The sequence below is a fragment of the Burkholderia sp. APQ4-4ca genome (assembly GCF_057837105.1).
Window position 1 is genome coordinate 1 of record NZ_JBYQCG010000113.1, and the last position, 16,142, is coordinate 16,142.

At 65.9% G+C, this 16,142-nt stretch carries 15 protein-coding genes and 1 pseudogene; 10 read left to right on the forward strand and 6 right to left on the reverse strand.

What is annotated here, in order from left to right; translation table 11 throughout:
• A partial coding sequence (gene tssH / locus AC3IFE_RS14390) for a type VI secretion system ATPase TssH (RefSeq protein WP_489190900.1) occupies positions 1-2,464 on the forward strand: 2,464 nt, incomplete at its 5' end.
• 15 nt (positions 2,465-2,479) lie between these two features.
• The gene (gene tssE / locus AC3IFE_RS14395) at positions 2,480-2,905 is read left to right on the forward strand and encodes a type VI secretion system baseplate subunit TssE (RefSeq protein ID WP_089468902.1); all 426 of its coding nucleotides are present in this window, start codon (positions 2,480-2,482) and stop codon (positions 2,903-2,905) included.
• 74 nt (positions 2,906-2,979) lie between these two features.
• Here the strand turns inward: tssE and AC3IFE_RS14400 are convergent, their stop codons facing one another.
• Both AC3IFE_RS14400 and AC3IFE_RS14405 read right to left on the reverse strand, forming a co-directional pair.
• The gene (locus tag AC3IFE_RS14400) at positions 2,980-3,882 is read right to left on the reverse strand and encodes an NAD(P)H-binding protein (protein WP_301737715.1); all 903 of its coding nucleotides are present in this window, start codon (positions 3,880-3,882) and stop codon (positions 2,980-2,982) included.
• 231 nt (positions 3,883-4,113) lie between these two features.
• Positions 4,114-5,031: an AraC family transcriptional regulator gene (locus tag AC3IFE_RS14405; protein WP_301737489.1), complete on the reverse strand. Its 918-nt coding sequence runs from the start codon at positions 5,029-5,031 to the stop codon at positions 4,114-4,116.
• A gap of 193 nt (positions 5,032-5,224) precedes the next feature.
• Here AC3IFE_RS14405 and AC3IFE_RS14410 point away from each other — a divergent pair, with 193 nt between their 5' ends.
• Entirely contained in the window at positions 5,225-5,419 is a 195-nt protein-coding gene (locus AC3IFE_RS14410) for a hypothetical protein (RefSeq protein WP_089468900.1), read from the forward strand.
• Between the two features lie 21 nt (positions 5,420-5,440).
• On the opposite strand, the gene AC3IFE_RS14415 is transcribed toward AC3IFE_RS14410, so the two are convergent.
• Positions 5,441-6,394, reverse strand: coding sequence for a LysR family transcriptional regulator (locus tag AC3IFE_RS14415; RefSeq protein ID WP_089468899.1), 954 nt, complete (start codon positions 6,392-6,394; stop codon positions 5,441-5,443).
• A gap of 100 nt (positions 6,395-6,494) precedes the next feature.
• On the opposite strand from AC3IFE_RS14415, the gene AC3IFE_RS14420 reads away from it, so the two are divergent.
• The 3 genes and pseudogenes from AC3IFE_RS14420 (at position 6,495) to AC3IFE_RS14430 (ending at position 10,396) form a co-directional block, all read left to right on the forward strand.
• Entirely contained in the window at positions 6,495-7,853 is a 1,359-nt protein-coding gene (locus AC3IFE_RS14420) for an NAD(P)/FAD-dependent oxidoreductase (RefSeq protein WP_489190901.1), read from the forward strand.
• Positions 7,854-8,179: 326 nt separating this feature from the next.
• Positions 8,180-8,594, forward strand: a pseudogene (locus AC3IFE_RS14425) (phosphatase).
• A gap of 182 nt (positions 8,595-8,776) precedes the next feature.
• Entirely contained in the window at positions 8,777-10,396 is a 1,620-nt protein-coding gene (locus AC3IFE_RS14430) for a histidine-type phosphatase (protein WP_489190902.1), read from the forward strand.
• Positions 10,397-10,484: 88 nt separating this feature from the next.
• On the opposite strand, the gene AC3IFE_RS14435 is transcribed toward AC3IFE_RS14430, so the two are convergent.
• Positions 10,485-11,015 carry a YcxB family protein gene (locus AC3IFE_RS14435; protein WP_489190903.1) on the reverse strand — a complete coding sequence of 177 codons (531 nt, stop codon included), beginning with the start codon at positions 11,013-11,015 and terminating at the stop codon, positions 10,485-10,487.
• A gap of 331 nt (positions 11,016-11,346) precedes the next feature.
• Here AC3IFE_RS14435 and AC3IFE_RS14440 point away from each other — a divergent pair, with 331 nt between their 5' ends.
• Positions 11,347-11,661 carry a hypothetical protein gene (locus tag AC3IFE_RS14440; RefSeq protein WP_089468894.1) on the forward strand — a complete coding sequence of 105 codons (315 nt, stop codon included), beginning with the start codon at positions 11,347-11,349 and terminating at the stop codon, positions 11,659-11,661.
• Positions 11,662-11,683: 22 nt separating this feature from the next.
• Here the strand turns inward: AC3IFE_RS14440 and AC3IFE_RS14445 are convergent, their stop codons facing one another.
• On the reverse strand, positions 11,684-11,980 hold the full coding sequence (locus AC3IFE_RS14445; RefSeq protein WP_089468893.1) for a hypothetical protein: 297 nt from the start codon (positions 11,978-11,980) through the stop codon (positions 11,684-11,686).
• Positions 11,981-12,407: 427 nt separating this feature from the next.
• On the opposite strand from AC3IFE_RS14445, the gene AC3IFE_RS14450 reads away from it, so the two are divergent.
• Complete coding sequence (locus tag AC3IFE_RS14450) at positions 12,408-14,012, forward strand: EAL domain-containing protein (RefSeq protein ID WP_489190904.1); 1,605 nt, start codon at positions 12,408-12,410, stop codon at positions 14,010-14,012.
• 18 nt (positions 14,013-14,030) lie between these two features.
• Here AC3IFE_RS14450 and AC3IFE_RS14455 read toward each other — a convergent pair whose 3' ends face one another.
• Positions 14,031-14,408, reverse strand: a complete 378-nt coding sequence (locus tag AC3IFE_RS14455; protein WP_489190905.1) for an SH3 domain-containing protein — start codon at positions 14,406-14,408, stop codon at positions 14,031-14,033.
• A 231-nt stretch (positions 14,409-14,639) separates the two neighbouring features.
• Between AC3IFE_RS14455 and kdgT the strand changes: the two genes are divergently transcribed.
• Both kdgT and AC3IFE_RS14465 read left to right on the forward strand, forming a co-directional pair.
• Positions 14,640-15,659 carry a 2-keto-3-deoxygluconate transporter gene (gene kdgT / locus AC3IFE_RS14460; RefSeq protein ID WP_301737483.1) on the forward strand — a complete coding sequence of 340 codons (1,020 nt, stop codon included), beginning with the start codon at positions 14,640-14,642 and terminating at the stop codon, positions 15,657-15,659.
• A gap of 199 nt (positions 15,660-15,858) precedes the next feature.
• Positions 15,859-15,984, forward strand: coding sequence for a hypothetical protein (locus tag AC3IFE_RS14465; protein ID WP_489190906.1), 126 nt, complete (start codon positions 15,859-15,861; stop codon positions 15,982-15,984).
• Positions 15,985-16,142: the final 158 nt, after the last annotated feature.

Sequence of the window (16,142 nt, forward strand, 5' to 3'; positions counted from 1 at the left end):
GTTGTCTCCGCAACTGGCGACCGTACTGCAGGACGCATGGGTGCACGCCGCGTCCGAGACGGACGACGCGACCATCCGGTCCGGCGACCTGCTGCAGGCGATCGTCAATAGGCCCCACGTACTGCGCGCGCAAAACGCGTGGCCTCTGCTGTCCGTCAGCAGCACGCAGATCCGGCGCGTCCTGCCGCGCCTTGCTCATCGTTCATGCGAGAGCACGCGACCAGAAAATATCGAAGCCGAAGCAGAGGATCACCCGATCGGCCCCGCCGTCGATCAGACGCCGGAATCGGCCGCCCCCGTCGCGGCAGCAACGCACACGCCCCGCCGAACCACGGACGGTGGTGCCCTCTCCCGCTTCGCGATCGATCTGACAGACAAAGCTCGACGCGGCGAGATCGATCCGGTATTCGGCCGCGATCGCGAAATCCAGCAAATGGTCGACGTGCTCGCGCGTCGGCGCAAGAACAATCCGATCCTCGTCGGCGAACCGGGCGTCGGCAAAACCGCGCTCGTCGAAGGCCTCGCGCTGCGCGTCGCCGAGGCAAGCGTCCCGAACGTGATTCGCGACGTGCGCATCCTGACACTCGATCTGGGCCTGTTGCAGGCCGGCGCCGGCGTGAAAGGGGAATTCGAGCAACGCTTGAAGAACGTCATCGACGAGGTTCAGTCTTCACCGGAGCCGATCCTGCTCTTCATCGACGAAGCGCACACATTGATCGGCGCGGGCAATGCCGCCGGCGGCGCCGACGCCGCGAACCTGCTCAAACCGGCGCTCGCCCGCGGCGAACTGCGTACGATCGCGGCGACGACATGGTCGGAGTACAAGCAATTCTTCGAGCGCGACGCCGCGCTCGAGCGCCGCTTCCAGATCATCAAGGTCGGCGAACCCGACGACGATGCGGCATGCCTGATGTTGCGCGGCCTGAAGAACCGCTATGCGGAATATCACAACGTGCACATTCGGGACGATGCGCTGGTCGCGGCAGTGAAACTCTCTCGACGCTATATTCCCGCAAGGCAACTGCCGGACAAGGCAGTCGACCTGATCGATACCGCTGCCGCGCGGGTGCGCATGGGGCTCGAATCGCCGCCCCCTGAACTGCAACGCGCACGCGCCGCCGTCTCCGCCCTCGAACTCGAACTGGCGACGCTCGACGCGGACGCGCAGGCTGGTATCGATGACGTCGCGCCCCGGCGCGTGACGCTGGAGCACGCGCTTTCCGAGGCGCGGAACATCCTGACCGGCCTGCAGGCGCGCCATGTCGGCGAACGCGAGCTGGTCCGCCTCGTTCACCAGCGTCGAGCGGAGGTCGCCGAAGGCGGCTCGGCGTCCAGCCGCAGCCAGCTCGATGACATCAGACGCTTACTCGCCGACCGGCAAGGCAACGCACCGCTGATCTCGGTCGACGTCGATGCAGCGGCCGTCGCACGTGTCGTTGCGGAATGGACGGGTGTGCCGGTCGGCAACCTCGTCGAAGACGAACTGCTGAGCCTGCTGAATCTCGAGCAGCAACTGGCCGCGCGCGTGGTCGCGCAAGACGATGCGCTGGCTGCGCTCGCGGAGAGCCTGCGCACCGCGAAGGCAGGCCTCAAGAATGAACATGCGCCACTCGGCGTCTTTCTGCTCGCTGGGCCATCGGGCGTCGGCAAGACCGAAACGGCGCTGGCCCTGGCCGACCTGCTGTTCGGCGGCGAGGCCGCCCTCACGACGATCAACATGTCGGAATATCAGGAAGCACACACGGTGTCGCAACTGAAAGGCTCGCCACCGGGCTATGTCGGCTACGGACGCGGCGGCATCCTGACCGAAGCCGTGCGGCAGCGGCCGTACGGCGTCGTGCTGCTCGATGAAGTCGAAAAAGCCCACCGCGACGTGCTCGACATGTTCTATCAGGTGTTCGACCGCGGCATGATGCGCGACGGGGAAGGACGCGAGATCGACTTCCGCAATTGCGTGATTCTGATGACGTCCAATCTCGGCAGCGCACGAATCGACGAGATGACCGCCGACGATCCGCGGGTTTCCCAGGCGGCGTTGCTCGAATCGATCCACCCGCAGCTCGTGGCGCACTTCCAGCCCGCGCTGCTCGCGCGCTTCCAGTCGCTGGTCTATCGGCCGCTCGATGCCGCCGCACTCGCGTCGATCGTGCGGCTCAAGCTGTCGAAGGTCGCCGACCGCCTGCGCCGGCAACACGACGTCGAGCTGGCGTGCGACGCATCATTGATCGACGCGATGGCCGAGCTTTGCCTCGCGCGCGAGTCCGGCGCGCGCAACGTCGATGCGTTCCTCAACCAGCGGATTTTGCCGAACGTGTCGCGTGAACTGCTTGCGCGCATGGCGGCCGGGGCCGCGCCGGAAAGGATCGTGTTGTCGAGCTCGGCCGAAGCGAGCGTGACGATCGATTTCATCGACCGAAGCAACGTCGTGGCGGGCGCGACGAAGCCGACCCGCGCGACCCCGTAACCGGAGGCCAGGATCATGCAGGCGCGTCCCTCTCTCCACGACATGCTGCTCGGCCAGATCGGCGGTGAGCCGCTCGATGCTTACGACGACCGGACACTCGAGTGCATGAGCGTCCAGCAGAATGTGCAGCGCATCCTGAACACGCGAGCCGGTGCGCTGAAACATCTGCCGGACTATGGTCTGCCGGATCTGACGAACATCTACAAGGCGCTACCCGCGTCAGCCCACATGCTCAAGCAGCAGATGGAGGCGACGCTCGTGAAATATGAGCCTCGTATCCGCTCCATCGACGTCGCCATCCTCGAAAACGACGATCCCGGCGTGCTGGTGAGTTTTGAAATGACGTGCCATCTGAAAAAAGCCGGACTTGTGCGGTTCGGTACATATTTCGAGCCTCCCGGACGCATGTGGTTGAAACGCCGATGTGTCGGGCACGATTGAAGTGCTCCCTCACGTCCGGGCCGGGTTTCGCAACTTGCCAATCCCGGTCCGTCGATATGGACACCAGATGCCGGTTACCCGCTGCACGCCCGCGCCGCATGCGCGCGCACCAGCACGGCAAGCGCTTCCTCCAGCGTCGTCGTCCCGTACACCCGCTCCGACACGTCGGCTTCCACATCGATGCGCCCAGCGTTGTGCACGTCGTACAGATCGACGATCAGCTGTGCATGACGTTCGCTGAGCCCGGCACGCAGGAGCGTCGCGCTCCACGTATCGCGCGGCAACGCGTGCGCGACGATCGCGCGGCGCGCCACGGCGCCCAACGTATCCGCGATCGCCGTCACGCTCACCCGCCGCGGCCCTTCGACGCTGACGATGCGCGGCCCGCTTCCGCCTTCCGGTGCATCGAGCAGCAGCCTCGCCGCGACGACGCCCACGTCGGGCGCCCAGACCGTCGGAAATACCTTGCCGACCGGGTGGTGGAAGCTCGGCAGCACGCCCGTGCCGAGCGCGACCGGCAACGCGCGCGCCCAGTTCTGCAGATGCTCGGCTGAGCGTAGCAGCGTCAACTGCGTCGGGATCGTCTTCAGACGTGCCTCGAAGTCGCGGAACAGACGCGTGATACCCGTATTGCCTTCGAGCTCCGCGCCGTAGTCCGACAACGCAAGCAATGCCGGCGGCGGATTCGCGGCGAGCGCGGCGGTCGCTGCATCGATCGTTCTCGTCATCGTCGCGGCCGGATCGGGATCGACGGCCGGAGCCGGGCACAGTAGCTGCACGGCCTGCGCCCCGTCGATCGCCGCGGCGATCGCGTTCGCGTCCGCCAGGCCCGCGATCGCGACATCGCAGCCGAGCTGCACGAAACGTTCACGATGACGTGCGTCGCGCAGCACCGCGCGCACGGAATGGCCTGCGTTGCGCAAGGCTGTCACGGTGGACAGGCCGACGTTGCCGGATGCGCCGAAGATCACGAACACGATTCGCTCCTGATGGATGAAAGTGTTGTGATTGTCGGCATGCGCGGCCGCGAAGGCGCTCACGGAGGGATGAATCGAGCAGGAAAGGATGACGCGTTGAGCGGCCGTAGCCATGCGGGGGGCTCCGATGCAAGCGCGTCAAAACCGGAGAAGGTGAATGCAGTAATTGTCCAACAACCTGTTGAACAATTACCCTCGGCTCAAATGCAACGCCCGTGCACCGCTGTTGCGTTATGCGTCTCTCCCGCCATCCTCACCGTCATAAGCCAGCCGCAACCCGCCCCGCGCGCCCGACCGCGCAATCTCCGTCGGCGTCGCGCCCAGCAAGCGGTTCATCCAGTTCGCCATGTGGCTCTGATGCGCAAACCCGGCTTCCAGCGCGATCTGGCTGATGCTGAGCCGGCCTTCGAGCAGCAGCGCCTTCGCGCGCTCCACCCGGCGCCGCACGACGTACTGGTGCACGGGCATCCCGAGCGTTTCGCGGAACAGCACCTTGAAATGCGGCACGCTGATCGACACGAGCGCCGCCAGTTCGGCCAGCGTCATGCGCCGGTCGAGATTCGCCTCGACATAGTCGATCACGCGCGCCGCGGCCTTCGGCGCCAGCGTGCGCCGGCGTTCGCGAAACGCCGGCTGGCCGTCGACCAGCCGCGCGACGAGCGCCGTGCACAGGCTTTCCGCGTAGAGCGGATCCGATGCGTCTTCCGCTTCGAGTTCGGCGGCCATCGCCCACGCGATGTGCTGCAGCCGCGGGTCGCGCACCTGCAGCCGCCGGCGGATTTGCGCATGCGACGGCTTCAGTTCGAGCTGTTCGACGGTGCGTCGCACGAACGTGTCGCTGAGCGCGATGTGCAGGATCCGGCAATCTGCGCTGTCGGTCCATTGGCCGGGCAGGCCGGCCGGAATCACGTCGACGTCGCCGTGCGCCTGGATGCGCGACACGCGCTCGCCGTCGCACACGCAATCCGCGCGCACCGGCGCACCGATATGCACGCCGATCCGGTGATGCGCGGCTGCCGGAATCCGGTACGTGCCCGCGCGAATTTCCAGCAGCGACGCGCCGAAGCCGCGCCAGCCGAGCCCGCGGCTGGAGCGCAGGCTGACGGGGACGCCGTTGTCCGTCGGCGCGGCAAGAATCGGATCGCTCATTGATGGTCTCCACCAGATCGGGTGCCGAACGCGCATTGTGACGCGTTTCGGGCCGGCGTGCCGGCCCTGCTCGGCCGCCGGCGAATCAAGCAGAAAAAGATCATCCGTTTCTGCTCGGGACGATCCTTGCGTGCGCGCCGGCGGGCGCCGCACCGCTTACGATCAGCTCATCCGACACCTACGGAGCGCCGTCATGCCCCATTACTGCCCGCAACGCGCGGCGTTCGTCGCGCGTTCGCCGTCTTCCGCGCGCCCTTCATCCAGCCCCGATTCCCGCACCGGCCACACCGCCATCGCCGCGTGGTGCCTGCGCGTCGTCGGCTGGTACCGGCTCGAACGGCTGCTCGCGTCGATTCCCGACAGCAACGACGACTTCGGGCTCGTCTGACCGCACGGTCGACACCCCCACCTATTTGCGTCGCCGCTCGTGCGAGGCCACCGTCGCGCCGTCGATCACCGGCGCGCCCTGCTTGATCAGGAAGTCGCGGAACAGCCCAGTCACCTGCGAGATCCGCCGGTCGGCGAGCGTGACGACATACCATTCGCGCTCGATCGGGTTGCCGGGAAACGGCAGTTGCCCGAGCAGCCCGGTGCGCAGTTCGAGCGCACACGCGTGCAACGACAGGAACGCAACGCCGAGGCCCGCTTCGGCCATCTGCTTGATCGCCTCGTTGCTCGACAGTTCGGAGCCCACATGAAAGCGGTAGCCCGCGTTCTTGAACAGGCTCTCGACGGTCGAGCGCGTACCCGCACCGCGCTCGCGCACGAGCAGGTGCGCGGATTCGAGATCCTTCAGCGCGACGCGCTTGCGCTGCATCAGCGGATGGCCGGGCGCCGCGACGAACACCATCGGATGCTTCGCGAACTCGACCGCGTGCGTGCGCAGCTCCTTCGGCGCGCTGCCCATCACCGCGAGATCGATTTCATGCGTCGCGAGCATGCGAATGATGTCGTCGCGGTTGCCGACCTTGAAATACGTCTTCACGTGCGGACGCGTCGCGGTGAATTTGACCAGCAGCGGCGGGATCAGATATTCGGCCGTCGTGATCGCGCCGATCCGCAGCGTGCCGCCGAGATCGCCCGTCAGCGCGGCCACTTCGTCGCCGGCCTCGCTCCACAGATGCAGGATCTCGCGCGCGTAGCGCGCCACGATCTCGCCGGCCGCGGTCAGCTGCACGCCACGCCCCACCCGCTGCAGCAACGCGGCGCCCACGGCCTCCTCGAGCAGGCGAACCTGCAGCGACACGGCCGGCTGCGTCAGGTTCAGCTCCTCCGCCGCGCGCGACACGCTGCCGAGCCGCGCGATCATGTCCAGCGCCTTCAACTGCTTGAACGTCGCGGTCTTTCCTATAAGTGAATACATATGAGTCGCTTATAAACATTAAATTGTTCGACTGGGTACGAAACTATATCGTCGGTTCTTGAGCAATGTCATCCGAATCGTCATTCAGCGGGAGCCCAACATGGACAACATCACGCCCACCCTTGCAACGGAACGCGCACCGCGTGTGCCGCGCATCGTGATCGTCGGCGGCGGCGCCGGCGGCCTGCAGCTCGCGACACGCCTCGGCGATACGGTCGGACGCCGCGGACAGGCCGACGTCGTGCTCGTCGACCGCTATCCGACGCACTTCTGGAAGCCGCTCTTGCATGAAGCCGCATCGGGCCATCGCGATCCGGCCTCCCACACGATCGAATACGCGGCGCAGGCGAAGCGCCACGGCTTCCGCTTCGTGCAAGGCGCGCTGCAGCGGGTCGATCGCGCGGCGCGCACGGCGACGATCGAAGCGGTGCAAGATGCAGACGGCACGGAAATACTGCCGCAGCGCACGCTCGACTATGACGATCTCGTGCTGGCGGTCGGCAGCGTGACGAACTTCTTCAACGTGCCGGGCGCCGAGCGTCATGCGCTGCCGCTCGAAAACCTCGACCACGCCGAGGACTTCCGCCGCAAGTTCCTCGCCGCCTGCACGAAGGCGAATCACGTTGCCGAGCAGCAGCCCGCGCGACGCGCGGCACCGATCTGCATCAACGTGATCGGCGCCGGTGCGACGGGCGTCGAGCTGGCCGCCGCGCTACGCCACGCGATCCAGCAACTGACCACGTATCGTTTCAAGGCGCTGGTGTCCGCGCGCGACGTCCACATCCGGCTGATCGAAGGCGGCCCGCGCATCCTGCCGGCACTCGACGAACGGCTGTCCGGCAGGATGCACGCGCAGCTGCGTGCGCTGAACGTCGACGTGCTGACCGATACGCGTGTGGCGGAAGTCGGCGCGGACGCCGTGACGACCGCGACCGGCGAACGACTCGCGAGCGACATCACGATCTGGGCAGCCGGCGTCGCGGGCCCCGCGATGCTGCGAGACATCGGCGACATCGCGCTCAACCGGTCGAACCAGGTGATCGTGACCGACACGCTGCAGACGCCCGACGATCCGCACGTGTATGCGTTCGGCGACTGCGCGGCGTGCCCGTCGACCGGTGCAAGCGGGTTCCTGCCGCCGCGTGCGCAGGTCGCGCACCAGCAGGCCGTGTATCTGGTCAACGCATTCGCGCGCCGCATCGCCGGCAAGCCGGTGGCCGGCTTCACGTTTCACGACGCGGGCACCGTCGTGTCGCTAGGGCATGCGGGCGCCGTGTATCAGGCGGACATCGGCGTGCGCTCGCGCTCGCTGATCGTCGACGGACTCGCGGCGATCGGGCTGTACAAGTTCCTGTATCGCAAGCACCTGTTCAGCGTGGTCGGCATGAAGCGCGCGCTGTTCCAGTCGCTGAGCCATTGGCTGCAAAGCCGCAACCAGCCGTCGATCAAGCTGCATTGATCGCTCCGGTTCGCTTCCAGCATCGCAACGCGGCATATCGGGCGGGCATCGCTCGATATGCCGTTTTTTTATATGCATATACTCGATGCGTTCACAATGCGCGCCACGCTGGTGCATCACGTTGAACGACGTCGACACGACGCCATTCATGCGGGACATGCCGCGCGACACGCATCCCCCGCCCGCTCTGGCTCGCCGCCTCATTCATTAGTCGAATCGTATGAGTCGGATAAAAATATTAATTGGTCGCGTTTTCCGGAACGACGCTAAGGTGTGTGGCATTCCCGTCGGCGAACGGATCATCACGTTTCTGAAAAGGAATCACCGTGGTCATCGAAGCCATCGTCACCCGTCTCGACGCAGCCTTCGCGCAGATCGAAGCCACCCCGGATTCGCGCGAATCGCGCCATCAGCGCGATGCAATCATCCAGTGGCTCGACCGCGCGTCGGAAGAGGGCTATCGGCTCGGTCTCGTCACGACGCTGCCGGCCGCGCGGCTCAACGACATGTTCGAAGGCCAGTTCGGCCGCGCGAACCTCGACCGCTTCTCGGTCGTCGTCACGGATACGAATCAACAGGACGCCGGATCGAATCGGCATCCGTTCGATGTCGCGCTGCAAGCGCGCGGTCGGGATCGCGAGCAGCGAACCGGAACGCCGTGAAGCCGAGCATTTCGGGCTGTCGCGCTGCGTGAACATCACCGATACGGTGCGCTCGATCGCATCCGCCGGGCTGCACTGAACGTCGGCACACGGGCCGGCCACGGCCGGCCGTCGACATAGATCCGGCGGCAATCCGACGATTGCCCGACCGCACCCTGACATTCTGCTGTCAAAGTCGCTTGCAACACTTCCGGGCTCGACCACATTCCCCCGGAGGCGGGACGACGCACAAGCGCTTCGTCCCGTCCGTTGCCCGCCACGATGACACGCCCGCCCCGCACCGCCGCCACCCTCGCGATTACCTGCCTGTTGCTCGCCGCTTGCGGCGGTGAAGATTCGACACCGCCCGCCGCGTCGGCCGGCAACAACGGCACGGCGCCCGAACCGCAGCCGCAGCCCACGCCGCCCCCGGCACCCGCGACCTACTACCAGACGAAGACGCCGTACCGCCCGCAGCAGGATGCCGCGACGTATGAAGCGCCGCCGGCCGGCTACGCGCCCGTCTATACCGAACTCGTCGCCCGTCACGGCTCGCGCGGGCTGTCGGGCTTCAAATACGACGGCGCGATCTATGCGATGCTGGTCAAGGCCGAGGCCGACGGCGCGCTGACGCCGCTCGGCGTGCAGCTCAAGGCCGACACGTACGCGATGATGAAGGCCAATGCGCTGCTCGGCTATGGCGTGCAGGGCATCTCGACACCCGGGTACGGCAACCTCACGCAAACCGGCATCCGCGAACATCAGCAACTCGCCGCGCGTCTCGCGCAGCGGCTGCCCGCGCTGTTCGCCACGGGCAACCGGCAGGTGGTCGTCGTCAACTCGGGCCAGGATCGCGCGGTCGACAGCTCGACGTATTTCTCGGCGGCGCTGGTTGCCGCGCAGCCGGCACTCGCGCCGGCCATCACGCTGCCGGCCGCGCCCGCCGGCTATCCGGCGAGCGTACCGGTCGCGCAACCGGCCGGCACCAACCGCTTCCTGCTGTATTTCCATTCGCTGAAGCCGGCCACCGATCTCGTGACCGACACGAGCGATCCGTACTACGCGACCTATCAGGCGAGCCAGGCGTACCAGACCTATGCAAACGACGCGACGGTGGCCGCGAAGCTGAAGGCGATCAAGGCCGCGCCACAGGCGGCCGACGTCGCGCAAACGGTGCTGTCCGCGCTCGTGTCGCCGACCTTCATCGCCAAGCTCGGCGCCGACGGCTACACGTTCTCGAACACCGGCACCTATGCGTTCACGTCGACGGACGGCAAGTTCACCAACACGCTGAAAGGCGACGGCAAGACGAAGATCGCGACCGCCGTCGATGCGGTGAACGTGCTGTACAACCTGCTGCAGGTCGCGCCGGCGATGACCGCGGAAACCGGCGGCGTCACGATGGAGAAGTACATCGGTGCCGAGCAGGCGCGGTACCTCGCGTATCTGCAGGATGCCGAGGACTACTACCAGAAGGGGCCCGGCATCCAGGAAGCCAACCCGGTGACCTACCGGATGGCAAAGGTGCTGCAGGACGATTTCTTCGGCGAAGTCGACGCGATCGCGCGCGGCGACCTGACGCACGCCGCGAAGCTGCGCTTCACGCACGCGGAGATCGTGATTCCGTTCGCGTCGATCATGAACCTGAAGAACGTGTTCGTGCCGACGCCGCAGGCGCAGACGTATACGTATGCGAACAACCCGTGGCGCGGCGACCAGGTGTCGCCGATGGCCGCGAACATGCAGTGGGATGTCTATCGCAACGGGTCGCGGCTCATCGTGAAGATGCTGTACAACGAACGCGAAACCGATTTCCAGGCCGCGTGCGACGGCGCGAAGATCGCGGCGGGCAGCCACTTCTACGACTACGCGGGGCTCAAGCGGTGTTACGGGTATCAGTGATCTGACGCGTGAGGCTTTCGCGCCGCAAGCACACCTTGAAACCCGGACGGCGCAGACCGTCCGGACTTCGTCATGGGCTCCACGCCCGCTAGACTTTGCGCACGCCGTTCTGAAGCAGAACTTGATGAAGGAATGCCACTTGTCCGTCGTTCAGCACGCGCGTCGGTACCACGCGGAACATCACCGATGATTGATACAGCAGGATCATTTGACGATCCTCGCTCCAGTGAATGAGATCCGCATACTGAATTTCGTCGCGCGAAGTCGGCGTTTCCACAATGAACCGGTCGCTTTGGAAAATGACCGTATAAACCTGATGAAGCGTCTTTTGCTGGTCGTAAATCTTGCGACCTGCGCGCGGCAGTATCAGATGATTCAGGATGGGCACGCCGATCGCGACGACAGCCGCGATTCCCGCGGCCATCCAGACATAGCGCCATTCCGGAAAATGTCCGCTCGCTACCCGAACGCCGCCGACGAGCAGGACGACGTACGCGATCGTACCGATCGCAAATGACTTGAGCAGGTATTTCGGGTTGTACCTGCGCCAAAGATGCAGGCGGTATGCATGGACGAGGTCATCCGCGGTTATTTGGAAAACGACTTCGGTATCGCTCATGGGGGCTCGGAACGCTCTCTGGTTCTTGTAATTACTCTTGGCGCTTCACCGCGAGCACCACGCTCCGGCGGGTTGGCAGTGCGCGCACACGGTGACGGCAAACGAAGCCGCGTGATATCGCTGATCGCCGGCCAATCGATGCACAGCGACAATATACATGCGCGGAACGACACCCGTGTGGTGAACCGCCGCGGCAGTGGTGCGACCGGCAGTCGGAGCGCAGGCAGCGTCGCACGCGGCCAAGCGGCCGGTTCGGGAACATGACACGCGTCTCGCGCCGACGAACTCACGCCGGCTCGCATGGTCGAACGAACATCGTCGGAGAGCCCTCATGAAACGCGTCGCCCTTGCCGCTGCCCTGACCCTGTTTACCGCCGTCAGCCTGCCCGTGCCGGCATTCGCCGGCGCTTCCTCCGGGGCCGCCGCGCCGGTTCAGGCTCAGGCGGCATACGCGAAAAATTGCGTGCCGTCGCGGGAGGCCGCGCAAGGCGCCCGCGCCCCCTCCAGCGCGCCGCCGATCCGCGTCTGCGTGGGCGATTCCGACACACACCTGAATCTGCCGTGGTTCGTGACCGATATCCTCACCGCGGTGGACACGCACCAATCGCCCGACGGCCTGCTCCACAAGATGCGCAACGATTTCTGACTCGCCGCCGGCACCGCCTCGTTCACGGCTCGTCGGGGCGCTTCAGCACCTGGATGAAGGCGCCGACGATGCCGGCCCACATCGCGGGGTCGGCGATGCGCTCCAGCAGCCCCCGCAATTCCCGTCGTTCTCCTTCCGACAACACGCCGTGCGCGCCGCGAATGCTGTCGTAATGCGGCGTACCGCACGACGCAAGCGCCCGATCGAGCGAATAGTCGCGGGCGGCGCCGTCCACCGAGATCCGAATCCACAGCGAACCGCCGTCCGCCACGGCGGCGCCATCGGTCACGATGACCGTGGGTGCGCCATTTTCTTCCATCACAACGCTCCGGTTTTGACACGCGGGCGGCAGTCTGCCGACAACGGCGTCACATGAAAATGTTTCTCTCCGAGACACAATCACGAAACCTCATCAATATTTAGACAACAATATTTCGCAATAGCGCGCCGCGTCTTATACTGGCCGCGCACCATCCTCGTGCCAAGAGACGGTGTCTTTTGTCCCGGCTGCACACACTGTGCGGCCGGGGCTTTTTTCGGTACGCTGCGTCGATATACACGCGCAATGCGCACACGTTATTGAGAAATGCTGCCAGATAAATGGCCGATCGCGACGGGCTCGGGCCAATGCCCGGCGCGACGGCCGAATCGATAGGCGTCCGAAACCGGCGCGCGAGCCGCATGGCCCGAATCAGGCATGCGGCATGCGCGCCGTCGGCGCATCGACCGGTTCGACTTGCCAATCCATGCGTATAACACCAAAGGCAATCGCGGGACCACGGGCGCGCGCGCCGGGCTCGACGCCCCTTTTCCACCGCAGCGGCGCGCGGCCGCGCGCCATCCTTTTCGCCGCCGCGATCATCTGCGTCCTCGTGCCCGCGGTCGCGATCGTGCTGGCCGACCGCTACGCACGCGAAGCCGTCACCACGCACGAGCGCGTCGCGGCAAACGACATCGTGGCTTCCGTGGACCGCATCCTGGACGGCGTGCGCCTTCGACACGCGGACGAGCTGACCGCACTCGTCGGGCGGCCCTGCACGACGGTGTTCCGGACGCTGGCCGAAGTGGGCACTCGCCTGCGCTATCTGCGTGCGGTCGGGCTGGTGAACGACGGTCGCCTGATGTGCTCGTCGGCACTCGGTTCGATCGACCTGCCGCTCGACGCGTATGCACGCGAGCCCGCCCCTGGCGCGATGACCGTCACGCTGCTGCGCCAGACGCCGTTCCAGCGTGGCATTCCGGTGCTGTCCGTATTCCGCGCCACCGCGCGCGGGGCGGGCGTCCTGTATGTGATCGAAGGCGACTACGTGGCCGACGCGCTCGCCCACGGCACCAGTAACGAAGCGGAAACGGCCACGCTGTCGATCGCGGGTTCGGGCCGCCTCGATCAACACGGGAAATTCACGCCGGAAACGGACGCACGCCCTGCGGGCGGCAGCACGATCGCGTCGCAGCGTTGGCCGTTCACGGTGTCGGCCGTCGCATCGGCGCGCTATGCGTCACAGGTCCGGCGCCACTACCGGCTGATCTGCGCGACGATCGTGGTGCTGGCCGATAGCCTCGTGATGGCTGCCTACCTGCTCGCGATGGCGCCGCGACGGCTATTGCTGAAGGCCGTGCGCCATGCGCTCAGGCGCAATGAGTTCCATGTCGTGTACCAGCCGATCGTCGACGTGCAGACGCGCAGGACGGTCGGCGTCGAAGCGCTGCTGCGCTGGCACCATCCGAAGTGGGGGCCCATCGGCCCGGCCGTATTCATCCCGCAGGTGGAATCGAGCACGCTGCTGCCGAAGGTCACCGAATTCGTGCTGCGCACGGCGGTGTCCGAACTGACCGCGCTGACACCGTCCGCGCCGCTGCGCATCGCCGTGAACATTGCACCGCGGGACCTCGAGCGTACGCAGTTCGTGGCCGTCGCCGAGCAAGCGATCCGTGCGCTACCGCCAGGCTTCACGCTGGTGCTCGAAGTCACCGAGCGCATCCTGCTCGAGAAGAACGCACGCACTACCGAGATCTTCCACGCGCTGCGATCCAAAGGCGCCAAGTTCGCGATCGACGATTTCGGTACGCATCACAGCAATCTCGACATGCTGTCGCGCTTTCCGTTCGACTACGTGAAGATCGATCGCCAGTTCGTTTCGCAGCTGGATACCGGCAGCGCGAAGCTGATCGAGGGGATCGCGGCCGTCGCGCATCACTACGGCCTGAAGATCATCGCGGAAGGCGTGGAGACCGAGGCCCAGCATCGCGCGCTGCATGCGGTCGGGATCCAGTACGCGCAGGGCTACCTGTATCAGCGACCCATGCGCGCGGAGAACCTGACGCGCGATTTCGCCGCGGCGACGGTGTAGCGGCGCCGCCGACGGCGACTACTGCGCGCCGTATTGACCGCCGAGGTGCACGCGGCCCTCTTCGATCCATCCTTCGAAGTCGTCGCCAGTCTTGCCGTTCACGTACATGATGTTGTACCAGTGCCCGTGCGACTTGTAGACGGTCACCGAATCGCCGGGGACGATGAAGGTCCGCTTCGTGATGCACTGCGCGTCGGGCGCCGAATGGAAATACGCGCGCCCCGTGCCGATGACCGTGCCGAACGCCGGCGGCCGGAAGTTGTCGTCCGGGCCGCTCGTGGCCGCGTCGAGCTTCCCGCAATCGACCGCGCTCTTCGCGTGCGCGCCGTTCGCGCCCAGGCTCACGCCGAGCACCAGTATCGCGATGCCCATGCGCATCGTCATTTTCGTCTTCATCGTTCGCCCTCTACGCCTTATCGTTTTTTCGGTTTGCCGGTTCGCGGCCGGCACACGCTCGATCCTGCGCGGCCGTGGTCGCTTCGACTCGTCGCTTCGATGCCGGCCGCTTCCGGATGATACGACTACCATCGAAACGCATAAAAACGGACCACCGTTCCGAATCATGTCCTATAGTCAGTCAGCAGACATCATTCGACAACGGGACGCATCGACGTCCACGGAGGAGACGTGAAGCTGAAACAGGCCATCGACCGCATTCCCGGAGGGCTCATGCTGGTCCCGATGCTGCTGGGCGCATGCGTGCATACGTTCGCACCGAATGCCGGGAAGTACTTCGGCTCGTTCACCAACGGCCTCATCGCGGGCACGGTGCCGATCCTCGCCGTGTGGTTCTTCTGCATGGGCGCGACGATCGACCTGCGCGCGACGGGCGTCGTGCTGCGCAAGTCGGGCACGCTGCTCGCGACGAAGATCGTGGTCGCGTGGCTCGCGACGGTGATCGCCGCGCGGTTCATCCCCGACGACGGCATCCGCACGGGCCTGCTCGCGGGCCTGTCGCTACTGGCGATCACGACGTCGATGGACATGACCAACGGCGGCCTCTATGCGGCCGTGATGCAGCAGTACGGCACCAAGGAAGAAGCCGGCGCGTTCGTGTTGATGTCGATCGAATCGGGGCCGCTCGTCAGCATGCTGATTCTCGGCGCGGCCGGCGTCGCGGTGTTCGAGACGCGGCTTTTCGTCGGCGCGGTGTTGCCGTTCCTGATCGGCTTCACGCTCGGCAATCTCGACGTGGCGTTGCGCGAATTGTTCGGGCGCTGCGTCCATCCGCTGATTCCGTTCTTCGGCTTCGCGCTGGGCAACGGCATCGATCTCAACGTGATCGCGAAGAGCGGGCTGCCGGGCATCGCGCTCGGGCTCGCGGTGATCGTCGTGACGGGCGTGCCGCTGATTCTTGCCGACAAGTTTCTGGGCGGCGGCAATGGCACGGCGGGGCTGGCCGCGTCGTCGACGGCCGGCGCCGCGGTCGCGAACCCGGCGATCATCGGCGAGATGATTCCGAAGTTCAAACCGATGGTGCCGGCGGCAACGGCGATCGTCGCGACCGCGTGCCTCGTGACGGCGATTCTCGTGCCGATTCTGACGGCGATGTGGGCGAAACGGGCGGCCAAGGCATCAGGGATGCCGGTGGGGGTCGCGGCGCGGGCGGCGCATGGCGGGGCGATCGAGCATGAGGGGCATGTTTGAGGGGGGAGGGTGGTTCGGGTGCGGCCTCAGGCACCGAACATCCGGGCGTCCGCCGGCCATGACGTTGCAAACGCTCACCTTGATGTAGGCTCAAGAATCCGGCCCACGTCTCCCAAGCCGACGTTTTCCGGAGTGCCTTCCATGCCCACTTCCGTCCTGCTGCGTACCCACCATTCGCCCCCCTATCCAGGGCAGCATCGTGACGCTCGACCATGATGTGCCGCGCACCGCCAAGTCGCATCCCGTCGTCATCGAATTCCCGGATGGCGACGGCGCCACCGCGACACTGTCCCACGTCGGTGACGATGCCCTCGACTCGCGATAGAGGAATACGTCACGCAGAAGCGCCACGCAATCGTCATGCGCCACTGGTTGCCGGGGCCGATCGATGCGGCCCGCACGGGATGGCGCATCACGCGCCGCCTTTCCTGCCACCTGATGCCATCGGCCCGACGCCGGCGCAAACCGCGTCCAGGCGCTAAA

What these genes read in the sequence shown, in the direction of transcription:
- AC3IFE_RS14445 (WP_089468893.1), bottom strand. Translation starts at nt 11,980, where the DNA reads ATGGAAGAAAATGGCGCACCCACGGTCATCGTGACCGATGGCGCCGCC.
- tssE (WP_089468902.1), top strand. Translation starts at nt 2,480, where the DNA reads ATGCAGGCGCGTCCCTCTCTCCACGACATGCTGCTCGGCCAGATCGGC.
- AC3IFE_RS14435 (WP_489190903.1), bottom strand. Translation starts at nt 11,015, where the DNA reads ATGAGCGATACCGAAGTCGTTTTCCAAATAACCGCGGATGACCTCGTC.
- AC3IFE_RS14410 (WP_089468900.1), top strand. Translation starts at nt 5,225, where the DNA reads ATGCCCCATTACTGCCCGCAACGCGCGGCGTTCGTCGCGCGTTCGCCG.
- AC3IFE_RS14430 (WP_489190902.1), top strand. Translation starts at nt 8,777, where the DNA reads ATGACACGCCCGCCCCGCACCGCCGCCACCCTCGCGATTACCTGCCTG.
- AC3IFE_RS14440 (WP_089468894.1), top strand. Translation starts at nt 11,347, where the DNA reads ATGAAACGCGTCGCCCTTGCCGCTGCCCTGACCCTGTTTACCGCCGTC.
- AC3IFE_RS14415 (WP_089468899.1), bottom strand. Translation starts at nt 6,394, where the DNA reads ATGTATTCACTTATAGGAAAGACCGCGACGTTCAAGCAGTTGAAGGCG.
- AC3IFE_RS14450 (WP_489190904.1), top strand. Translation starts at nt 12,408, where the DNA reads ATGCGTATAACACCAAAGGCAATCGCGGGACCACGGGCGCGCGCGCCG.
- AC3IFE_RS14405 (WP_301737489.1), bottom strand. Translation starts at nt 5,031, where the DNA reads ATGAGCGATCCGATTCTTGCCGCGCCGACGGACAACGGCGTCCCCGTC.
- AC3IFE_RS14420 (WP_489190901.1), top strand. Translation starts at nt 6,495, where the DNA reads ATGGACAACATCACGCCCACCCTTGCAACGGAACGCGCACCGCGTGTG.
- AC3IFE_RS14455 (WP_489190905.1), bottom strand. Translation starts at nt 14,408, where the DNA reads ATGAAGACGAAAATGACGATGCGCATGGGCATCGCGATACTGGTGCTC.